Origin of the sequence: Caballeronia sp. BCC1704 (assembly GCF_902833455.1) — a bacterium.
Taxonomy (GTDB): domain Bacteria; phylum Pseudomonadota; class Gammaproteobacteria; order Burkholderiales; family Burkholderiaceae; genus Caballeronia.
The window spans coordinates 558,682-578,588 of the sequence record NZ_CADFFT010000001.1 but is presented as its reverse complement, the minus strand read 5'-3'; the positions used below and the strand labels follow the sequence as shown (position 1 = coordinate 578,588).

General features: G+C 58.4%; 17 protein-coding genes. 11 read left to right on the top strand and 6 right to left on the bottom strand.

Going from position 1 to position 19,907, the window contains the following annotated elements; genetic code table 11:
* Positions 1-56 precede the first annotated feature (56 nt).
* Entirely contained in the window at positions 57-1,487 is a 1,431-nt protein-coding gene (locus tag HWX53_RS02695) for a heavy metal sensor histidine kinase (RefSeq protein WP_175939188.1), read from the bottom strand.
* Entirely contained in the window at positions 1,484-2,155 is a 672-nt protein-coding gene (locus HWX53_RS02690) for a heavy metal response regulator transcription factor (RefSeq protein WP_175939186.1), read from the bottom strand. The genes HWX53_RS02695 and HWX53_RS02690 overlap by 4 nt, the downstream gene beginning before the upstream one ends.
* A 1,014-nt stretch (positions 2,156-3,169) precedes the next feature.
* Here HWX53_RS02690 and HWX53_RS02685 point away from each other — a divergent pair.
* The 6 genes from HWX53_RS02685 to HWX53_RS02660 all read left to right on the top strand — a co-directional run bounded on the left by HWX53_RS02685 (position 3,170) and on the right by HWX53_RS02660 (position 8,245).
* Positions 3,170-4,663 (top strand): TolC family protein, encoded by a 1,494-nt coding sequence (locus HWX53_RS02685; RefSeq protein ID WP_175939184.1) that lies wholly within the window; start codon positions 3,170-3,172, stop codon positions 4,661-4,663.
* Between the two features lie 2 nt (positions 4,664-4,665).
* The gene (locus HWX53_RS02680; RefSeq protein ID WP_175940577.1) at positions 4,666-5,961 is read left to right on the top strand and encodes a copper oxidase; all 1,296 of its coding nucleotides are present in this window, start codon (positions 4,666-4,668) and stop codon (positions 5,959-5,961) included.
* Between the two features lie 58 nt (positions 5,962-6,019).
* Entirely contained in the window at positions 6,020-6,367 is a 348-nt protein-coding gene (locus tag HWX53_RS02675; protein WP_175939182.1) for a copper-binding protein, read from the top strand.
* A 51-nt stretch (positions 6,368-6,418) separates the two neighbouring features.
* Positions 6,419-6,793: a copper homeostasis periplasmic binding protein CopC gene (gene copC / locus HWX53_RS02670; RefSeq protein ID WP_175939180.1), complete on the top strand. Its 375-nt coding sequence runs from the start codon at positions 6,419-6,421 to the stop codon at positions 6,791-6,793.
* Positions 6,793-7,734 carry a CopD family protein gene (locus HWX53_RS02665; protein WP_175939178.1) on the top strand — a complete coding sequence of 314 codons (942 nt, stop codon included), beginning with the start codon at positions 6,793-6,795 and terminating at the stop codon, positions 7,732-7,734. The genes copC and HWX53_RS02665 overlap by 1 nt, the downstream gene beginning before the upstream one ends.
* Before the next feature lie 184 nt (positions 7,735-7,918).
* A complete protein-coding gene (locus HWX53_RS02660) occupies positions 7,919-8,245 on the top strand; it encodes a four-helix bundle copper-binding protein (RefSeq protein WP_175939177.1) in 327 nt (108 codons plus the stop codon).
* A 98-nt stretch (positions 8,246-8,343) separates the two neighbouring features.
* On the opposite strand, the gene HWX53_RS02655 is transcribed toward HWX53_RS02660, so the two are convergent.
* Complete coding sequence (locus HWX53_RS02655; RefSeq protein WP_244139985.1) at positions 8,344-9,102, bottom strand: DUF305 domain-containing protein; 759 nt, start codon at positions 9,100-9,102, stop codon at positions 8,344-8,346.
* A 164-nt stretch (positions 9,103-9,266) separates the two neighbouring features.
* Between HWX53_RS02655 and HWX53_RS02650 the strand changes: the two genes are divergently transcribed.
* Positions 9,267-9,623, top strand: a complete 357-nt coding sequence (locus tag HWX53_RS02650; RefSeq protein ID WP_347879144.1) for a DUF4148 domain-containing protein — start codon at positions 9,267-9,269, stop codon at positions 9,621-9,623.
* Between the two features lie 963 nt (positions 9,624-10,586).
* Here HWX53_RS02650 and HWX53_RS02645 read toward each other — a convergent pair.
* Positions 10,587-11,846 (bottom strand): type II restriction endonuclease, encoded by a 1,260-nt coding sequence (locus tag HWX53_RS02645; protein WP_175939173.1) that lies wholly within the window; start codon positions 11,844-11,846, stop codon positions 10,587-10,589.
* Positions 11,847-12,050: 204 nt separating this feature from the next.
* Between HWX53_RS02645 and HWX53_RS02640 the strand changes: the two genes are divergently transcribed.
* Positions 12,051-14,492, top strand: a complete 2,442-nt coding sequence (locus HWX53_RS02640) for a heavy metal translocating P-type ATPase (RefSeq protein ID WP_175939171.1) — start codon at positions 12,051-12,053, stop codon at positions 14,490-14,492.
* A 75-nt stretch (positions 14,493-14,567) separates the two neighbouring features.
* Here the strand turns inward: HWX53_RS02640 and HWX53_RS02635 are convergent, their stop codons facing one another.
* On the bottom strand, positions 14,568-15,224 hold the full coding sequence (locus HWX53_RS02635; RefSeq protein WP_175939169.1) for an isoprenylcysteine carboxylmethyltransferase family protein: 657 nt from the start codon (positions 15,222-15,224) through the stop codon (positions 14,568-14,570).
* Entirely contained in the window at positions 15,208-15,462 is a 255-nt protein-coding gene (locus HWX53_RS02630) for a DUF2933 domain-containing protein (protein ID WP_175939167.1), read from the bottom strand. Before HWX53_RS02630 ends, HWX53_RS02635 begins: the two co-directional genes overlap by 17 nt.
* 557 nt (positions 15,463-16,019) lie before the next feature.
* On the opposite strand from HWX53_RS02630, the gene HWX53_RS02625 reads away from it, so the two are divergent.
* The 3 genes from HWX53_RS02625 to HWX53_RS02615 all read left to right on the top strand — a co-directional run bounded on the left by HWX53_RS02625 (position 16,020) and on the right by HWX53_RS02615 (position 19,898).
* Positions 16,020-17,993 (top strand): copper resistance system multicopper oxidase, encoded by a 1,974-nt coding sequence (locus HWX53_RS02625; RefSeq protein ID WP_175939165.1) that lies wholly within the window; start codon positions 16,020-16,022, stop codon positions 17,991-17,993.
* A gap of 443 nt (positions 17,994-18,436) precedes the next feature.
* A complete protein-coding gene (locus tag HWX53_RS02620) occupies positions 18,437-19,117 on the top strand; it encodes a copper resistance protein B (protein ID WP_244139984.1) in 681 nt (226 codons plus the stop codon).
* Between the two features lie 508 nt (positions 19,118-19,625).
* Positions 19,626-19,898: a metal/formaldehyde-sensitive transcriptional repressor gene (locus HWX53_RS02615; protein ID WP_175939163.1), complete on the top strand. Its 273-nt coding sequence runs from the start codon at positions 19,626-19,628 to the stop codon at positions 19,896-19,898.
* Positions 19,899-19,907: the final 9 nt, after the last annotated feature.

Sequence of the window (19,907 nt, the reverse complement as noted above, 5' to 3'; positions counted from 1 at the left end):
TCGTCTCCAAAAAGGAATTCGGGCACAGACGTCTTGAGCGCCTCATGGTGGGAACGTCAAGTCGGCTGGGTTTTCTCGAGCTTTGTTCTGGCGCGAGGGAAATGAAGCAAGAATGAAGTACGACCAGCGGCGCTGTGAACGTCGACCGTTCCGCGATGCAACTGCATAATCGACTTCACTATCGCGAGCCCCAGCCCGGTGTTCTTCGCCGACCCATGCCTTGATGCGTCGGCTCGGTAGAACCGCTCAAAGATTTTCGGCAGATGTTCGGGCGCTATCGCGTTGCCAACATTCACGACCTCAATGGATGCCTGTCGCGACGTCTCGGAAGCACGTAGCTCTACGGTCGAGCCCGGTGTCGCGTGTTGTAGCGCATTCGAAATCAGATTACTGACGGCGCGGCGAAAGAGATTCGTGTCAGCTTCCACGACGGCGCTGCCTTCAACGCTGATGTGAATGCTCGATTCATCTGCTAGACCTTGAAAATATGAGGCCAACCGCCCGAGTTCGCTTCTCGCGTCAATCGTCGAAGCGTTGAGCAATGGCTGGGCATTGTCAGTTCGAGCGAGAAACAGCATGTTTTCAATCATGCGTTGGAGTCGTTCATACTCTTCTATGTTCGACTCGATGAGCGCTTCATACTCGTCAATCGTGCGCGGCCGCGAAAGAGTTATCTGCGATGCACTGAGCAGATTCGCCAGCGGAGTGCGCATGTCATGCGCGAGGTCAGAGGAAAACTGCGACAGACGGACAAACGCTCGCTCGAGCCTGTCGAGCATGCGGTTCACCGACGTCGCTATCTCCTCCAGTTCTACAGGTCCCCCCTCGATGTCAAGCCTTTCGCTCAAATTGTGCGCCTCAATGCGGGACGCTTGGCGGCCAATGCTCTTGACAGGTACGAGCCCACGCCGAGTAATCAAGTACCCGAGACCGCCGACGAGAAGGGAACCGATTGCTACGGCGACCAAGATGTCAATACGGTAGCTCTCGAGCAGCGATTGCCTGTCAAGCGCGCTACGCGAGAGCAGAACCTGCGCGACCTCGCCCGAGCGAAGCCTCTGCGGCGCCATCACGCAGCGCGCTTGGCCTATCGCGGCGGACTCGCAACCGTATGGGACGCCCGGCGAGTGCTTCTGACGAATCAGCGCCTGGAAGTCCATCGTCGTTGTCAGTCCGTGCTGCACTAACACATCACCGCTTTCACCGATGATAGCCAGATAGACCCCAGGGTGCGAAAGGAGCACCTCATGGAAGATGGACGGGTCGCGACGCACAGCGTCGAGCGCGCCCGCGTCGCTGATTAACTGCCGGAATTGGGCGAGTTTTCCCGCAATCTCGACATCGTCGCGCCGCTCTAATTCATGCGCGAGAGACCGGTAAAGGTACGCCCCCATCAGCGAAAATACGAGGAGCGCGGCTAATGCAAAGGCGCCCGCCAATCGCAGAAGCAGCACATATGCGGACTTGGCTGACGCAGGTTGGTTCACGACCGGTCCTCGAGTACGTAACCCATCCCTCTAACGGTGTGCAGCAGCTTGTTGCCATACGAGTTATCGATTTTGGCGCGCAAGCGCTTCACTGCTGCATCGACCACATTTGTATCGCTATCGAAGTTCATGTCCCAAATCTGGGAAGTAATGAACTGTCGCGTCAGGACCTCGCCGTGCCGCTCGGCGAGCAATTGCAGCAAGGCGAATTCTTGTGCAGTTAGCTCCAGCCGCGTTTCCCCGCGTTTCACGCGGCGCTTGATAAGGTCAATTTCGAGGTCGCCGATACGCAGGATATCCTTGACTGCGCGAGGTGCGCGGCGAAGCAATGAGCGTATGCGGGCCAGTAGCTCGGCATACGCGAAGGGCTTCGATAGATAGTCGTCGGCACCGGCTTCCAATCCCTCGACTTTGTCATCGACTGTGTCACGCGCTGTGAGCAGCAAGACAGGCGTTTGTTTCTGCTTGCGCAATTCCCTAAGCACCTTCAGGCCATCTATACCCGGCAGCATGACATCTAGTACAACGAGGTCGAAGTCCTCATTGAGCGCAAGGAAGAGACCGTCCTCTCCGTTGTCGGCAATGTAGACGGTATAGCTGGCCTCCGTGAGCCCTTTGCGAAGATAGGACGTCATCTTCGGCTCGTCTTCTATCAGCAGGATGCGCATGGGTTCACGATGACTTGAGAATTGGAACCATATTAGGTCTCCCCTCGCAGCTTACCGGGTGCTCCATGCGCGGCACATGACGGCAAGATGAAAAAATTTTCATGTTGAAGATGAAAAAACCGTCATGTTCCGCGCATCTTGCTGTCAGGCGGCATGCAGTAATCTTCGCACGCTCCTCCGGCTAGTCACTTGGGCGACTACGGCTTACAATTGTCAAACGCATGCTACGTTCCAAAGCCATGTCTTACTGGCGCAAGTTCATCCTCGTTGTCGTTTTGGCGCTGAGCCTTCCGGTTCAGTCGTTCGCGGCCGCGTCGATGAACTGTAGTCTCGGCATGGGTCATGGTGGCAATGCGTCTTCTCACATGCACCGCCATCTGCATGAGTCGGCCGATGGCTTCAGCTATGACAAGACTGCAGACGCTCACGGAACCGAAGCGAGCGGCCAAACGACTCACTCCAACGGCCATCATCACGCTTGCTCCAGCTGCGCATCTTGTTGTCTCGGCGCAGCCGTCGTCGGCCTCTCGGCGCCAACGCACTTCGCTGAGACTGCGCACTCCGTCATTCTTTCGTCAATGCCGCTTCCGGTCGTTTCTTTCCTGACTGGCGGCATCGAGCGACCGCCCAGGCCGCTTCTCGTCTAGTCCGCTAACTCGCAGCCAATAGCTGCGGCAGGCACTTGTCCAGGTCACACGACCTCGACGATTCATGACGAGAAAAATTCATGCGAAAACTCCTTGCGGCGTTCGTAGGCGCTTGCACGATGCCGTTACTTGCACATGCAGCGACGGCGACAATCCTCGACCCGGTGGACGCTACTGCGTCGGCAACACCCACCGAAGCACCCTCGGCGTTCGATAAGTACTTGCCTTTCAACGATAGCGACAACGCGAGCTGGCAACAACTCAACTGTGACGTTGCTCCGAAGCGCAATGGCGCGATGCAGCACTCCACAGCTACTGGAAGTGCTTCGGCTGAGATGAGCGAACACCAACACGGGAGCCAGGCGAAATGACGCGGCACCTCGCACATACCCGGGCAACCTGTGTCGCAATGGCTGCGGTGTTCCTCGCTGGATGCACCACATTCTCGAAGGATGGCGGCTTCAGCAGCGTGTCGTCTGTTGCGTCCGAGCGCCTCGGGAAGGATGCTGTCTACCTCAAGACTCATGAAGACCGAGAGGCTGCTTATAAGCGCACCCAAGAGCTTCTAGCCAAACCGCTCGGCATGGACGACGCGGTCCAGATTGCGCTACTCAACAATCGTGGACTCCAAGCCGCGTACGGCGAGCTCGGTGTTTCGGAAGCCGACCTCGTCCAAGCAGGCCGTCTGCCCAATCCGAGCTTTTCTTTCAGCCGGACACATTGGAGCGATGGCATCGGCATCGGCCGGACGTTTTCGATGGCGGTTCTCGGTGTGCTGACACTGCCCGTGGCCTCGCGTATCGAAGCGCGTCGGTTCGAGCAGACGAAGGTCGAGACGGCCAACGCCATGTTGAAGGTGGCGGCCGACGCGCGAAAGGCTTACGTCGAAGCGGTCGCAGCCGGGCAGTCAGCGTTGTATGCCGAGCAGGTCAAGGATTCTGCCGAAGCAGGCGCTGAACTCGCATCGCGCATGCGTCAGGCGGGTAACTTCAGCAAGCTCGACTACGCGCGGGAGCAAGCCTTCTACGCGGAATCCGCTGCTCAATTGGCCAAGGCTCGACAGCAGAAGGTTTCCGCCCGTGAAAAGCTGACTCGTGCGATGGGCCTTTGGGGTTCTGGTGCGCAATATCAGCTTCCCGACCGGCTCCCCGACCTGCCGAAAGATAGACCCCAGTTAAGCGAGCTCGAGACGTTCGCAATGCAAAACCGCCTAGATATCCAGGCCGGAAAACTTCAAGTTCAGGGGCTCGCCACATCGCTGGGTCTCGGAAAGGCGACTCGGTTCGTCAATGCGCTGGAGGTCGGGTACCAGAACAACTTCGAAACGGACAAGGGCAAAGAGCGCGGCTATGAGATAAGCGTTGAGATTCCCATCTTCGATTGGGGCAGCGCGAAAGTGGCGCGCGCAGAAGCCATATACATGCAATCGGCGAACCGCCTTGCGCAGACAGCTATCGACGCCCGGTCGGAAGTCCGCGAAGCATACTCCGCATATGTGACCAGCTACGACGTTGCCAAGCACTACCGCGACAACGTCGTGCCTGTGCGCAAGACCATCTCCGACGAGATGCTATTGCGCTACAACGGCATGCTCGCAAGCGTATTTGAATTGCTGGCGGACTCACGCGACCAAGTTGGTGCGGTCAACGGATACATCGACGCACTCAAAGACTATTGGCTTGCAGAAACCGACCTGCAGCAGTCGCTTGGCGGCCAACTTCCGCCGACAACGACTGCACCGGCGCGAAGTCCCGCTGATAACAACACCGAGCCAAGCTCGGCAGAGCCCGCGTCGCATACGCCGGGCGTAGGTGCGCCGTCGACGCCGTCCGCGACGCCAACACAATCTGAAGGTAAATGAAGATGGTCTCTCGTCGAAATTTTATCGGCGGCTCGGGTGCTGCGCTGTTAGGTGCGGCCCTCGTCAGCAAGGCTGGCGCCGCGTCGCTGCCAGAAGCCCCAACGATGGGTAATGCCGTCACGCAGCCTCCTCTCGCACCGCCCAACGGACGCCCATATACGCCTGTTGCGACGCTGAATGGGTGGACGTTGCCGTGGCGTATGAAGAACGGATGGAAGGAGTTTCATCTCATTGCCGAGCCGGTGGTACGCGAGATGGCGCCCGGCATGAACGCCAATCTCTGGGGTTACAACGGTCAGACCCCGGGGCCGACCATCGAAGCAGTCGAAGGTGACAAGGTACGCATCTTCGTGACAAACAAGTTGCCTGAACACACTACGGTTCACTGGCACGGCATGCTGCTGCCTTCGGGAATGGACGGCGTCGGCGGTCTCACGCAGCCCCATATCCCGCCGGGAAAGACGTTCGTCTATGAGTTCCAGCTCGAGAGGCACGGAACGTTCATGTACCACCCGCATGCCGACGAAATGGTTCAGATGGCCATGGGCATGATGGGCACGTTCATCGTGCATCCGAAAGACCGCAGTGTCATGCCTGTGGACCGCGACTTCGTCTTTCTGCTAGCCGCATACGACATTGACCCAGGCAGCTTTACTCCGCGCGTCAACGAGATGACGGACTTCAACATGTGGACGTTCAATTCCAGGGTCTTTCCTGGAATCGACCCCATGCCCGTTCGCGCGGGCGACAGAGTGCGCATCCGCTTTGGCAACCTGACCATGACGAATCACCCGATTCACCTGCACGGGTACAGCTTCGAGGTCGCAGGCACCGATGGCGGCTGGATTCCTCCGGCCGCGCGCTGGCCCGAAGTCACTGCTGACGTCGCTGTCGGGCAGATGCGCGCCATCGAGTTCACCGCGAATCGTCCTGGCGATTGGGCATTTCACTGCCATAAGTCTCATCACACCATGAATGCAATGGGGCATCAGGTCCCCAACATGATTGGCGTGCCGCAGAAGGACCTCGCCAAGCGCATCAATAAGCTGGTTCCCGACTACATGGCCATGGGCAGCACCGGCGGAGCGATGGGTGAGATGGAGATGCCCCTGCCCGACAACACGTTGCCCATGATGACGGGCAGCGGTCCCTTCGGGCCAGTCGAGATGGGCGGAATGTTCACCGTAGTCAAGGTTCGGCAGGGCCTCGGTAGGAACGATTACCGCGACCCGGGCTGGTTCAAACACCCCAAAGGGACGGTGGCATACGAGTACACCGGCGAACTGCCGGAAAGCTGATTCAAGAAGTGCCGTGCAGGTGCACGGCCCAATTTCGTCAACCAATGGAGAGAATGTGATGAAGAAGGCAATTGCTTTGATGGCACTGGGTTTCGCAGCGTCGCTGTCCGCGACCGCATATGCGGCGGGCGATATGAGCAACATGAACATGGCGAGCGGCACCCAACAGAACGCTGATGCCAAAAACAGCATGTCGCATGGCGAAGTCAAGAAGGTCGACAACGCCGCCGGCAAGCTCACCATCAAACACGGTCCGCTCGAAAACCTCGGCATGGAAGGTATGACGATGGCGTTCAAGGTGAAAGACCCCGCGATGCTCTCGCAAGTCAAAGTGGGCGACAAGATTGATTTCGTTGCCGAGGAGGTGAACGGGACCCTCACGGTCACCAAGCTGCAGAAGCAGTGACGGCTTGACGAAGAACTACGCAATCACCGGCATCTGCCAAGGAAGGCAAGTATGAACAACGTATTTCGCAGGAGCCTGGCGCCTGTTTTGGCGACCGCTGTAATGGGCCTCTCGCCCGTTGCTGCGTTGGCACACGGAAAACTTGAAAGCGCGGCACCGGCCGCCGGCAGCACGGTCGACGTGTCGCCAGACGCGTTGCGGCTGACGTTTAACGAGAACATCGAATCGTCTTTCAGCACCATCAAGGTCATCAACCCTGCTGGCGCGCCCGCAACGAAGGAGAAAGCCACGGTTGATTCGACGAATCCGCGCGTTCTTAAGGTTTCCCTGCCGAAGCTCGAATCCGGCTCGTACACCGTCCAGTGGGCCGTGATGACGAGTGACTCCCACAAGACAAAGGGCACCTACACTTTCACGGTGAAGTGATGAACGACGGTTTCCTGGGCGTGCTACGACTGGCGCTGGTCGCGCTGCAGAACATCAGCTTCGCGACACTGGTCGGCGCACTCATTTGCGACAGGTGGCTTGTCCGCAGCACATCCCACTGGCAGGCAAGCGTCAGCGCGCGGTTGCTGCTTGCCGCTCGCGTGGCGGGCGTGGCATTGTTGCTATCCACAACTGCCGCCTTCTGGATTCACTGCGCGCTCATGAGCGAGTCGACACTTGCTGAAGCCGGACCGGCCGTCTACTCGATGCTGAAGGAAACCGGATATGGTCACGCGTGGGCTGCCAGCGCGTTGCTCACTTGCGTAGCACTCGGTTTGCTCTTCTCCTCGGCTTCCATGCGCGGCCGACTCATGCCGCTCACCGCGATATGTCTTCTCGGAATCGCGCTTGGAAGAAGCAACACCGGGCACTCCGTGGAAGCTGGCTTCTTCTCACTGCCGGTATGGGCCGACTGGATTCACCTGCTTGCAATCAGCGTCTGGGTCGGGCTCGTAGTCGCGACCACCTACATAGTCGCTCCGAGCCTTATCGCTGCGGGTGAGCCCGACCGCAAGAACGGTGCATCCTTCATTCAGTCGCTGTCCGACACCGCCACGATGGCACTAATTGTTCTCTTTGCCACCGGCGCATACAACGGATGGCGTAGCGTGAACTCGCCGGTCGGCTTCGTCACCTCGGCGTATGGCCAGGTACTCATGCTGAAGCTCGGGCTTGTATTAGTCGCTGCCGCCCTAGGCGGTCACAACCGATTTTTCGAGATGCCGCAACTGCTGGCCTCCCTCAAGGGCGGCAGCAGGCGTAATGCTGCGCCTGCCCTGAAGCGCTTCTCAAGGGTGCTGCATATCGAGTCAATCGTACTTGTGGCTGTTCTTATCGCTGCCGCAGTTCTCGTTTCGAGCCCACTGCCAGGCACTGCATAGTCACCACTTCTCGTCGTCCGTCCACGGTGGACGGTCCTGCAGTGAATCTGTAGCCCTCTTGGCGCGTCACTCAGGACTGTCTTTTTGGCCCGCGCAACTTGCGGGCCTTTTTTTCGTCGATGGGCACGTTGGATGCGAAACTGCTGCGCTGGCTCCCCAGCATCTAACGTTCTAGGAGGACGATATGGCTCACCAACAGCATCAGTCATGTATCGACGCGTGCGACGCTTGCGCCGCAGCATGCGACCATTGTGCAACTGCGTGCCTGTCTGAAAGCAACGTGTCCGCGATGGCCGAATGCATTAGGCAGGACATGGATTGCGCGGATGCATGTCGTCTTGCTTCCGCAGCGATGGCTCGCGGTAGCAAACACATTAAAGAGATATGCGCCCTCTGCGCATCGCTATGTGAAGCATGCGCTGCCGAATGCGAGAAACACGAGCACGAGCATTGCAAGCAATGCGCCGAAGCGTGCCGTGCATGCGCCAACGAGTGCCGGGCGATGGCCTAACCCCCCGGTCCCATTTGGTTCGCGAATGACTGCGACTTCCGCCGTACGGAAACGGCGGAAGCATCTAAGAGCGCTATGCGTTATTGAAGTCGCCGCTGCTAGCCACCGCTGTGCTGACCACGTAGCCTCCCGCCTTCGGGTTGCAACGGGCTAGCGTCGGAGAACGGCTGGTAGTCGGCTATACCGAAGTCCTTCTCTAGCAATTCCCTCATATCATCGACCGCACTCGTCTGAGCGTGCCACATTTGATTGCAAAGCCGGATGAGTTGGTCGTGGCGCCGGTCTACCCCGGTCATGCATCCATTCAGCGGCTTGAAGAGCTGGTAGTGGTGATGGCTGAATACTTCCAGATAGGCTCGGTCGAACGACTTGCCAGGCTGCGCATGTTCAAGTATGCCGATGGCTGCTTGTTGCTCGGGGCGAAGTTGCGGCTGATAGTTGATGCCGTACCAGTCGTGCAAGAGGGACTGTAGCTGGAGAATCTGCTCGCGTTGTGTACGATTTTCCATGCGCGCATTCGACTTGATTTCATCGATAGTGGCCTTCGCCTGTGTAGGAGGAAAGCCCGGCGAAGGCGAAGTCCCCTCAGTCGGAGACAAGTTTCCGGTCCTTCGGACATCTGTGCCGGCGGCCAGCTCTGTCATCCTTAGCGCGGAAAAATGGTGGTCAATGATGGTCTCCATCAGTGCCACTTCAAACTCTGCCGTAAGCCCCCGGCCCGGTCCGTCGGCATATGCAGGTATGGCAGCCATCGCTGCAAACGCCGCCACAGCTGCCACAGTGACGCGGGAGGCGCGCCGCAAATTTCCCAGGCAAACCTCGGCCCGCCCCGAATCCTTTCGCTTCCGATTTTCCACCGTTTCCTCCGTTATAACGCCATGACCATGCGTCTCCGCACCCGATACAGCGATTCATGGCCAGCATCGCTCGCGCCTATGAGCGAAAGATGACGAAGATTTCACGTCGCAGTCACGGGCAGTTCAGGGGCTTCCATCCAGAATGACGCTCGTCATCAACGCTGATGACGCGCAGTGTACTTTTGGAGTCCAGAATGAAAACACGATATCTCGTACTTTTCGCCGCACTCGCTGCGGTGACAAACAGCTCGTTCGCCGACGCCGGACATAACTTTCCCTCGGCATCAAGGGCCGAACCAGCGTCAAGCAGCCAAACGCTCTCTTCGCGCAGTGCTCACGCTACCGCGATGCAGGCGCCACCTGAAGGAAAGACGCGCGCCCAAGTCATGCAAGAATTGATTGAAGCCCAGAGGGCCGGACTCGTTCCTACCAGCCGCTCCGACTATCCTCCGAGTGAAGCGACAATCGAACGGAATCGCGCTCGCTACGGTTCCGATTCCGGAAGAACGGCCGGACACTGACACATGTCGACTCGAAAGCCTAAAGCTGTCCTGACGACGGGTTCACAATTCCCGCTCAGCGAAGGCTCGAGTCGACGTCGCTTCCACGACCTCAGCGTAGCCCGCACGTTGGCCGTCCACCAATCGAATTCAAGTCTCCTGGCTTCCAGAGTCTGCGCTTATTTTCTCTTTCGGGAGTGGTGGTCTGGACTAGCGGAGCGCATTTTTGGCGTGAGCGGTCCAACAGACCGCTGCTCTCCCAATGAAAACACTGCCATTTATGAGATGGCTTGGATGTCGAAAGTAGCTTCAGTAGGAAAGATGAAGCTAAAGAAATCTGTAGAGAAACGAGTTTATACATCGCACCTGTATCACGCCTGGCCAACATTGCATCGTCCGCGTCGGACTCGGGCTCAGTTGTTCCTGTCAAGGCGACCGGCTATTAGCGACAGTTAGTGCTGCCGGCGCTTGTGCTGTCGGGTTTGCCATCCGCAGGCGCATGTGACGAGAAGATGATGGAAACTTCATCTGCTCATCACTTTCATGTCGCCTTGGTCTCGTAAGAATGGACTTATAAGCAAGCAGTCGTGCGTCGGGAGGAACCATGCGGCGCCCAGCTATGATTTACGCAGTAGTGGTTGTTCTTTCGGGCTGCGTCTTAGCGCAGCCGGCGCTCTCGCAACCAGCGAAGTCCAAGGAAGACGCGAACAACGAACTCGAAAAGGCTTGGGAGGAAGGATGGCTACCGCATCGGCGCTACGAGTATCCGCCGACCGTGGCAACGCTTGAGCGCGCGAGGAAGCGGTATGCCGCCAACCATCGAAAGGACGCACCCGTGTCCGCAAGCGCAACAGCACCGTGGAAGCAATCCCCACGTGATGAAGCCGAAGGCGAGAGCGAGCCCGGCCAGCGACACTAACAGTTATCCAGGCTTACATCTTGCATCCGGGAACTGGGTACCAACGACTTGCAAGACCGCGCGATTCATAGTGATGTGGCGATGGCCTCGATGGGCTTCATGCCACTGCCAAAGCGGGCAATACTTTCCCTGTGTTCCTTGAGGGCGCCGTACGGGAGGTACCTGATGCCCAGTTCGCTCACACGAGAAAACGCGGGTCGCGCCAACTGGCTGCGCACGTCTTCTTGCCGGCTGTCGGGTGCAACCAGGTACAGGTGGCGCTGGGCTGCAGTCACGGAACCAAGCGCCAGGTCCAAGAGGCGAACGATGCCTGAGAAAATGGAGGTGGTGTGCTCAACTTCGAACGCCGCTGTCACGGACTGGTCGGGATTCAGCCAGATGACGTCAATCAGCGGTACGGTGTCCGCGCCACTGATTTTCAGCGAAGCGGGAAGTTCGCTCAGGCAACCGTCGGCCAGTTTCCCATCTCCGTATGGCCGCGAACGGTCATTGGTAGCAATCCAGACTTGATAGCCAAGGGACTTCCCAAGGTCGCGCAGCCATCCCTGAACTTCGGTGTGTGTCGCGTCCTGCTGGCGGCCGGCCTCAAGCTGTCGTGCGAGTGTCGCCGACTGCTCTCGAACTGCATCTAAGTCTTGGCGCCATGCTTCGTTGGACGCGGCATCGTCCATCGACGGAGGCAATGGGTATCGGTCCATGCCGACGTCGAAGAGGAAGCCAGCGACCGCGCCTAGGTCGTTGGACAGCAAAGCGCGGTGTTCATGATTTAGCTCAAGTATTCCTCTGCGCATTGCGAGATAGTGGTCCCAGCGGCCGAGCTTCACGTTGGCCTTGGTTATCGCGTTGAAACCCTTGACGATGGCTGTATTGAACGGAGAAACGAGAGTCGGGTGGATGAAGTAGAGCAAATTGGCCACCGCTGGCCCAAGGCCCTTCACCGCATGGGTGTCAAGCGTCCGGATAGCCGCTAGTACGGCCTCCGCGTCATCACAGCAATCGCAAGTATCAAGTAGTTTGCCGAACGCCCGCTGGTTTGCCGGATTCTCATAGATGTCGGGGATTCGGAGCTTGGGTTTCCACAAGAACGCGTGGTCGGCGCCTCGGAAGATTTGCCGCTGCTCGGCGATGGAACTCACAACCGTTTCGAGAGAAGAGCCACGGTAGGCATTTCCAAAGGTTCCGCCATTGATTTCCCTGACGACCTGCCGAATGCCCTGTCGGATAGACCGAAAGTTCTTGAGTCGCTCGGGCCATAGGAACCACGTCTGAAACGTGCCAGCCGGGTCTTCTTTCCAATGCTGGATAAGAGTGTGCAGGGTGTTCATTATTGTCTTACGTTTTATTGTTCGCGAGTCTATCACCTAGACAACCGGCACCGGCCACTGCGTTGACTTTCCCACTGCTGGAAGGTTGACAATGGAGTCTGCGCTGACGCTTGGCTGTCTGCGTGCACCATTTCCTCGATGGTGGAGCGGAACGACGCGTCGGCAAGAATTTTTGCAAGGCATGACCGAGAAAGGAGCGCTTAAATGAGGGTGCAACCTAGCGGTAAGGATGGCCTCCAGTCGTCGAAAGCAGATGGAGCGGAGCTCGGGCACCACCACGACGACGGGGCAGTCACCGGCCACAGCATCGAGCATCACCATGCATGCCAGCACGAGCGACACATTGGCGACGGGAGCGAATTCAATGCCGTCTCCCTGAAAGACCCAGTGTGCGGCATGTCTGTCGCTGCAGACTCCGAGTTCCAGCTTGAACACAACGGGCAACGATATCTCTTCTGCAGCCAATCCTGCGAGAGTAAGTTCGCAGCGGACCCAGCGAAGTACGTCAGCCCAAGGCCGCCGGAACAAGTGGGGCCGGCACCCGAAGGCGCCATCTACACGTGCCCGATGCATCCGCAAAATCGGCAAGACCATCCCGGCAATTGCCCGATATGCGGCATGGCTTTGGAGCCGTTGCTGCCAAGTCTCGAGGACGAGGAAAACCCCGAACTCGCGGACTTTCGTCGAAGATTGTGGTGGACCCTCCCGTTTACAGCCGTGGTGTTTGTCCTCGCTATGTTCGGCCATCGCCTTGGGTGGATGGAGGCCTCTACGCTGAACTGGGTCGAGTTCGTCCTTTCGACGCCCGTCGTCATCTGGGCGGGGTTACCCTTCTTCGAACGCTGTGTTCAGTCATTCAAGAATCGCAGCCCGAACATGTGGACGCTCATCGGTCTTGGGACCGGAGCGGCCTATGCCTACAGTGTGGTTGCCGTCGTTGCGCCAGGTGTCTTCCCCGCAACGTTCGTCGCCCACGGTCGGGTCGAAGTCTATTTTGAGGCAGCGGCTGTCATCATATCTCTCACGCTTCTCGGTCAACTGCTCGAGTTGAAGGCGCGCTCCCAGACTTCAGCTGCCATTAAGGCGCTCTTGGGTTTGGCGCCAAAAACTGCCAGAAGAATCAAGGCCGACGGCACAGAAGAGGACGTCCCGCTCACGCATGTGCATGTCGGTGACCTGCTGCGCGTGCGCCCAGGAGAAAAGGTGCCGACAGACGGTTTAGTCACTGAAGGAACCAGTTCTCTGGACGAATCGATGATTACAGGGGAGCCGATTCCTGTTACCAAGCGACCGGGCGACCGTGTAATCGGCGCCACCATGAACGCCGCTGGCACCCTCGTTATCCGGTCCGAGAAGGTCGGCTCCCAGACAGTATTGGCGCAAATCGTCCAGATGGTTGCGCAGGCTCAGCGCTCGCGTGCACCCATGCAGCGGATGGCCGACAAGGTAGCGGGTGTGTTCGTCCTCGCGGTCGTAGGCATTGCTCTGCTTACGTTCGTCGCCTGGGGCTTGCTCGGCCCACAACCCAGTTGGGTATTTGGCCTCATCAATGCCGTGGCTGTGCTCATCATTGCATGTCCCTGCGCGCTGGGCCTTGCAACGCCGATGTCTATCATGGTCGCGAGCGGTAAGGCTGCGTCGAACGGTGTGCTTTTCCGGGATGCGGCTGCTATCGAAAATCTGCGCAAGGTCAACGCCCTTATCGTTGATAAGACCGGCACCCTCACGGAGGGTCATCCGGCCTTTCAACGCTGCGTTGGCGTCAACGGCTTCGCCGAACAAGAGGTTCTCCGACTTGCAGCAAGCCTCGACCAAGGCAGCGAGCACCCGCTCGCCGCGACCATAGTCGATGCAGCTCGCGAACAAGCCCTTGCACTCGAGAAGACTGACGAGTTTGAATCGAGCACAGGAATTGGCGTTCGAGGCAGCGTGGGCGGTCGCAAGCTTGCCCTAGGCAACACTGCCTTAATGAAAGCCGAAGGCATTGACGTTGGATTGGTAGCAAGCGACGCCGACGCGTTAAGGACTCAAGGCGCGAGCGTCATGTACTTGGCCGTTGATGCGAAGCTAGCTGGACTCCTAGCCGTCTCGGACCCGATAAAGGCGACGACGCCAGAGGCGTTGGCGCGTCTGGCCCAGGACGGTGTTCACGTGGTGATGGCGACAGGCGACGGTGTCATAACCGCGAAGGCCGTGGCCGGCAAGCTTGGCATTGACGAGTTCTACGGCGAAGTTAAGCCTGCCGACAAGCTGGCGCTCGTCACCCGATTCCAAGAATCAGGCAAGGTGGTGGCGATGGCGGGCGACGGTATCAACGACGCGCCGGCGCTGGCCAAGGCCGACGTCGGCGTCGCGATGGGAACGGGCACCGACGTCGCAATGAGCAGCGCGCAAGTCACTTTGGTCAAAGGCGATTTGCGTGGCATCGCGCGAGCCCGAGAGCTCTCGGAGACCACGGTCCGGAACATGAAGCAAAATCTGGGCTTCGCTTTCGTCTACAACGCTCTGGGGATTCCATTGGCAGCAGGCGTGCTTTACCCGTTCACGGGATTACTGCTGTCGCCGATGATTGCAGCGCTCGCCATGAGCCTCAGTTCTGCCTCCGTTATAAGCAACGCGCTGCGCTTGCGCAACGCGAAGGTCTAGTCAGTGGCGCGTTATGGCCGTAGGGCGGTGCGGCTCAATCAGCGACACCGCCCTGGACGAACTGCGCGGCAGTGGCTAGTGGACCGGCGCCGTATCCGCCCCGGAAATCCCAGGCACAAAGCGCGGTGTTCGAGCAGCGTACTCAACCCACGCCTGCCCAAACTCCTTCTCGCTATCTCGTTCCTCGTGTCGTGCAAGTTGCACATACATCAGGACAAGTATGGGAAACATGACTAATGTGACTAGCGTTGGCCATTGCAGAAGGAAGCCGGCCATGATGAGCACGAACGCAACATACTGCGGGTGCCGGATGCGTGCGTATGGTCCCGTGGTTGCAAGTTGCCGGGCACGCTGTGCCGTGTATAACGTATGCCACGCCTTCGATAAGAGATAGAAGCCGCCGAAGATGAGTGCGATGCTCGCCAGATGCGGAAGGCCGAAATGGGGGTCCCCGTGCCGGCCTGTCAACATCCACCAAAGATGGCCTGCATCGTGCGAGTAGAGGTTTGTCTGCGGAAACCGTGTCTGCAGCCACCCAGCGAGCAAATAGATGGTTAGCGGGAAGCCGTACATCTCCGCGAAGAGGGCTACGACAAAGGCAGAGAAGGCCCCGAAGCTGCGCCAATCGCGAGCAGTGTTGGGCTTGAAAAAGCTGAAAGCGAACACAATGAAGATGAGGGAGTTGACCACAACAAGACCCCACAACCCATATGCGCTAGTTGGCTCGTTCATCTTGGCCTCCTTGGACATCAGCGGGGCGGGTACCGCCGCCGTTTTGGTGACCGTGCCCGTGATGCATGAACAAGTGCATGAGCGGACACGCCAGGAATAGCAGATACGGCAAGACACCCAGAAAATGAGCTCGGTGTTCGGAGAACATGAAGAACGCGGCAATCGCGCCAAAGCCAAGTAAGGCAATAGCGCCCCGCGATTTCCAGAAGGGTGACGCATCGTGAGACGTCGTGTTCATATCTGGCTCCCTGGCCTGTGGACGATTCGGTCCGTAATCCGTTCGTTCGGCGCTGAGGCGCGGGAGCGCACGGCGTTTGCCTTCCCCCGCCCAACATCGCCTTGATTCTGATTGACTCTAGGGAGCCAACGAAGAAAGGGGTTGATGTAGCGCAAGAAATCGTCGATTACTGTGCCCTTCACGGAGTCGGCCGAGTGACGGTCATACGGGATTTCAACCTCTCGATTAACGCGTTCGCGAGGCTTCGTTACTCGCGGCAGGCGAAGTGACTCGCTGGTTGCCCCTAGTCGCAGTGGGTTGCATGACAGCTTCGTCATGAGCCCGTCATGTTGCAGAAAAAAGCGCAACTCATGTTGCTCGCGAGGCGCTCGGGCAAGGTATCTTAGCGAGGCAGCAGCGCGATGCATCCCTTCTGCAGGCCCAACGAAAAGAGCCGCTCCCGTGGGTCGCAACCGGAGGTCTCGCAGCATGAGCAATTCGAGAGGTCTCGGAGGTGTCTATCCGCAGCAGCGGCTTCGCACGACACTCCTTAATATCTGCAAGAGGTGAAGAGCGTTATGTCGAAGAAGCAGAATGTAGCTCCCCGCCTAGCGAACCGCCGTCGCTTCATGCAAGGCGTGACCGCCGGCGGAATTGCTGCAGGACTCGGTGCTTGGCCGCTCTTGAGTCAAGCTAACGTATCTATCAGTCGTGGCCCTTCAGTCCTGACAGGTACCGAGTTCGACTTGACTATCGATGCGACTCCGGTCAATTACACCGGACGCGTTCGACCAAGCACGTCTGTGAACGGCTCCATTCCTGCGCCGGAATTGAGGTGGCGGCAAGGTACCGAGGTGACCATGCGTGTCACCAATCGCCTTGCAGTGCCGACTTCAATTCATTGGCACGGGATACTTGTCCCGTTCGAGATGGATGGCGTACCTGGCATCAGCTTTCCCGGAATCCAGCCGGGCGAGACGTTCACCTACAAGTTCCTGGTACGGCAGGCGGGCACGTTCTGGTATCACAGCCACAGCAGGTTTCAGGAGCAGACCGGGCTCTACGGTCCGCTGGTCATTGAGCCAGCCGATGGAGAAAGCGTCCGCACTGACCGAGACTATGTGGTCATGTTGAGCGACTGGACCGACGAAGACCCTGAGCGCATTATGCAGAAGCTGAAGGAGTCGAGTGACTACTACAACTACCAAATGCCCACGGCACCTGAGTTCTTCCGTGACGTCAGAACGATGGGTTTGAGCGCGGCGCTCAAGAAGCGGCAGATGTGGAATCAAATGCGCATGAATCCAACGGACTTCCATGACGTCTCGGGCGCCACGTACACATACCTCGCCAATGGTGCAACGCCTGCCGATAATTGGACAGCTCTTGCACGCGCGCGTGAAAAAGTAAGGCTCCGGTTCATCAACGGCTCATCTGAGACGCTCTTCGACGTCCGCATTCCCGGGTTGAAGATGACGGTGATAGCGGCCGATGGGCAGGAAGTCGAGCCAGTTTCGGTTGATGAATTCCGCATCTCTGTCGCCGAGACCTACGACGTCGTAGTGGACATGCCTGATGACAAGGCCTACACCATCTTCTGTCAGTCGATGGACCGGAGCGGCTTCGCTCGGGCGACGCTCGCTCCCCGCCAAGGCATGCAAGCCGAGGTCCCACCAATGGACCCTAAGACTTGGCTCTCGATGAACGATATGGGCATGGGCGGCATGTCTTCTATGAAGGCCCAAGGCGACATGATGGACAGCAATGGCATGGGTGATATGCGCGGCGCGGAGCATATGGGCGATATGGAGCATAAGCAAGGCACGGGCGATATGCGAAAAATGCCGAACATGCAGGGCATGGATGCCATGCAACACGCGAATGACATGCCGAACATGCAAGGGATGGAGGGGATGCAAGGTATGCAGGGCATGCAAGGTATGGAGGACATGCAGGGCATGCAGGGCATGCAGGGCATGGAGAAGCCGCAGAATAGCCCGAGCGTCGACGCAAAGCACACCATGAATTCTGGTGATATGAGTGAGATGGGGCGCGGTACCGGCCCTGAGGTAGACATGCGGCCAATGACCGTCTCACGGTCATTGAAGGACCCCGGACCGCGTCTGCGCGGAAATGGACGACAGGTACTTACTTATGCCGACCTGCACACGGTCGGCGGCACGCTTGATAGCCGACCGCCGTCGAGGGAGATAGCGATTCGGCTAACTGGAAACATGGAACGGTTCGTTTGGGGATTCGACGGCCAGAAATTCTCGGAAGCAACGCCAATCCTTTTCCACTATGGCGAAAGGTTACGGGTCACCCTTATCAACGACACGATGATGAATCACCCGATTCATCTTCATGGCATGTTCATGGAGCTCGAGAATGAGGACGGAAGCTTCCTTGTTCGCAAGCACACAATCAACGTGCAGCCGACGAAGCAGGTAACGTTCCGTGTGACGGCTGATGCACCGGGCCAGTGGGCCTTCCATTGCCATCTGCTTTATCACATGGAAGCGGGTATGTTCCGCAAGGTGGTGGTCGCATGAGCGCAAGAGAATTGTTTGCGCCCCTTGTGGGAGGGAGCCGACCTGGCGTTATTGCGGGTCTTGTCGTCGCCAGCTGCATGGCATCTCACTCTTTGACCGCCGCTGCTCAAAGCATGCCTATGGACACCATGCCCGAAGCCGGCGATATGCGCGGTTCTAACGCGGCTCCCGGGGCCCACTCTAACTTGCATCCCGCTCCCTCGCAGGATTCCACGCCAGTTGATGAAGCAGCGCCGAATCCGGGAATGGCAACAGAGACCGGCCGGGCGGACGGCGGTATGTCACCCGGGAGCTCGCATGGCGCCGAGCATGACTCGACCGACCGACCAGCGGCGCATGCACACGAAGCTGGGAACGTGGAAGTTAGTGGCACGCGAAGCCCCAAGGGCGGTCCTCGCAGCGGTCCCAACCGAATCTTACCGGTTGAGGAGCCACCGATTCCAATGGCGAATCCAAGCCAAGGCATCCCTGTCAAGGGCATGGACATGGCGGACGACGAGATGTACCACCAGATTCTCATCGACCAATTGGAGTACGTGAAGGCCGCCGGTGGACAAGGCTGGTCGTGGGACGGCGAAGCTTGGCTGGGTGGCGACATCAACAGGCTTTGGCTGAAGAGTTCCGGCGAGCGCCTATATGGAAAGACAGACGACGCACGTGTCGAGGCCCTGGTTTCCCATGCCTACTCGACCTATTGGAATGCACAGATAGGCGTACGCCACGACTTCGGCAACGGTCCATCGCGGGACTGGGCTGCGATTGGCGTCGAAGGACTGGCGCCCTGGTTCTTCAACGTTGAAGCCACCGCGTACATCGGAACGTCCGGCCGCACTGCATTCAGGGCCAAGACGTCTTATGACGTGTTGCTCTCGCAGAAGCTGTTCCTCACGCCCGAAGCCGAAATCAATGTATACGGGAAAGCCGACCCCGAACGGGAGATTGGTAGCGGCATCTCGGACATAAGGCTTGGCTTGCGCCTTCGGTATCAGTTGCGCCGTGAAGTTGCCCCCTACGTGGGCTTCGTCTGGGGACGACGTTTCGGCCGCACTGCGGATTTCTCCCGTGAAGATGGAGAGCCCGTGTCTGACAAGGAACTGGTAGTCGGTGTCACCCTTTGGTATTGACATTGGTTTTCCGGCCGCGTGCCCGGTCAGTTCGCGCCAACGGCCCAGCCGCGCTTCTTAGACGGCTGAGCCGTTGGTGTTGCCGAGACGCTAGCGCCAAGAGGTGGTTCCGACGCGCTCAGTTTCACGACCTCGACTTTCCTTGGTTCGAGTTGGGGTCCAGGAACAAGCCATTTGTCACATCACCGCTCCAAGCATCGAGCGGCCACGCCCTGAGGTGCCGACGGCCGTAGTTTTAGCGCTCCAACATTTGCTGGGAACGCCGTCGCCTTTCGCGCACCGAGTGCAGGCGCGGGCGACCGCCTTAACGAATCGCTGAAGTAGCTAGACCGAACGTAGGCGCATGGCCATCCGCCCCGGGGGAGACTCTTAAGACTGATGAGAGGGCCCACTCTCCTAACTAATGCCCAACGACGTTGACGCCGACGGCACGTGTGTCCGCATTGAACATATCCTACGCGACTCGGGCGGTGTTAGTATACCCCCCTAGGGTATACAGAGATTGCTTATGAGTCACACCATCCGCGACAAGCAGAAGCTGCTTAACCGTGTCCGCCGAATCAAGGGACAGGTAGAGGCCATCGAGCGTGCGCTCGAAGAGCAGCGCGATTGCAACGATGTACTGCAACGAATCACCAGTTGCCGAGGGGCGATGAACGGGTTACTGGCAGTTGTGCTGGAGGACCACATCCGTACGCATCTCGTAGATGCCGAACCCGCTGGTGAACACGGCAGCGGTACAGAACAGCTGGTTGAAGTCGTACGCAGTTATTTCAAGTAAGAGCAGAGT

Excerpts from the sequence above, each read along its gene's own strand:
- HWX53_RS02690 (WP_175939186.1), bottom strand. The coding sequence starts at position 2,155 with ATGCGCATCCTGCTGATAGAAGACGAGCCGAAGATGACGTCCTATCTT.
- HWX53_RS02685 (WP_175939184.1), top strand. The coding sequence starts at position 3,170 with ATGACGCGGCACCTCGCACATACCCGGGCAACCTGTGTCGCAATGGCT.
- HWX53_RS02680 (WP_175940577.1), top strand. The coding sequence starts at position 4,666 with ATGGTCTCTCGTCGAAATTTTATCGGCGGCTCGGGTGCTGCGCTGTTA.
- HWX53_RS02675 (WP_175939182.1), top strand. The coding sequence starts at position 6,020 with ATGAAGAAGGCAATTGCTTTGATGGCACTGGGTTTCGCAGCGTCGCTG.
- copC (WP_175939180.1), top strand. The coding sequence starts at position 6,419 with ATGAACAACGTATTTCGCAGGAGCCTGGCGCCTGTTTTGGCGACCGCT.
- HWX53_RS02665 (WP_175939178.1), top strand. The coding sequence starts at position 6,793 with ATGAACGACGGTTTCCTGGGCGTGCTACGACTGGCGCTGGTCGCGCTG.
- HWX53_RS02660 (WP_175939177.1), top strand. The coding sequence starts at position 7,919 with ATGGCTCACCAACAGCATCAGTCATGTATCGACGCGTGCGACGCTTGC.
- HWX53_RS02650 (WP_347879144.1), top strand. The coding sequence starts at position 9,267 with ATGACGCGCAGTGTACTTTTGGAGTCCAGAATGAAAACACGATATCTC.
- HWX53_RS02645 (WP_175939173.1), bottom strand. The coding sequence starts at position 11,846 with ATGAACACCCTGCACACTCTTATCCAGCATTGGAAAGAAGACCCGGCT.
- HWX53_RS02640 (WP_175939171.1), top strand. The coding sequence starts at position 12,051 with ATGAGGGTGCAACCTAGCGGTAAGGATGGCCTCCAGTCGTCGAAAGCA.
- HWX53_RS02635 (WP_175939169.1), bottom strand. The coding sequence starts at position 15,224 with ATGAACGAGCCAACTAGCGCATATGGGTTGTGGGGTCTTGTTGTGGTC.
- HWX53_RS02630 (WP_175939167.1), bottom strand. The coding sequence starts at position 15,462 with ATGAACACGACGTCTCACGATGCGTCACCCTTCTGGAAATCGCGGGGC.
- HWX53_RS02625 (WP_175939165.1), top strand. The coding sequence starts at position 16,020 with ATGTCGAAGAAGCAGAATGTAGCTCCCCGCCTAGCGAACCGCCGTCGC.
- HWX53_RS02620 (WP_244139984.1), top strand. The coding sequence starts at position 18,437 with ATGGCGAATCCAAGCCAAGGCATCCCTGTCAAGGGCATGGACATGGCG.
- HWX53_RS02615 (WP_175939163.1), top strand. The coding sequence starts at position 19,626 with ATGAGTCACACCATCCGCGACAAGCAGAAGCTGCTTAACCGTGTCCGC.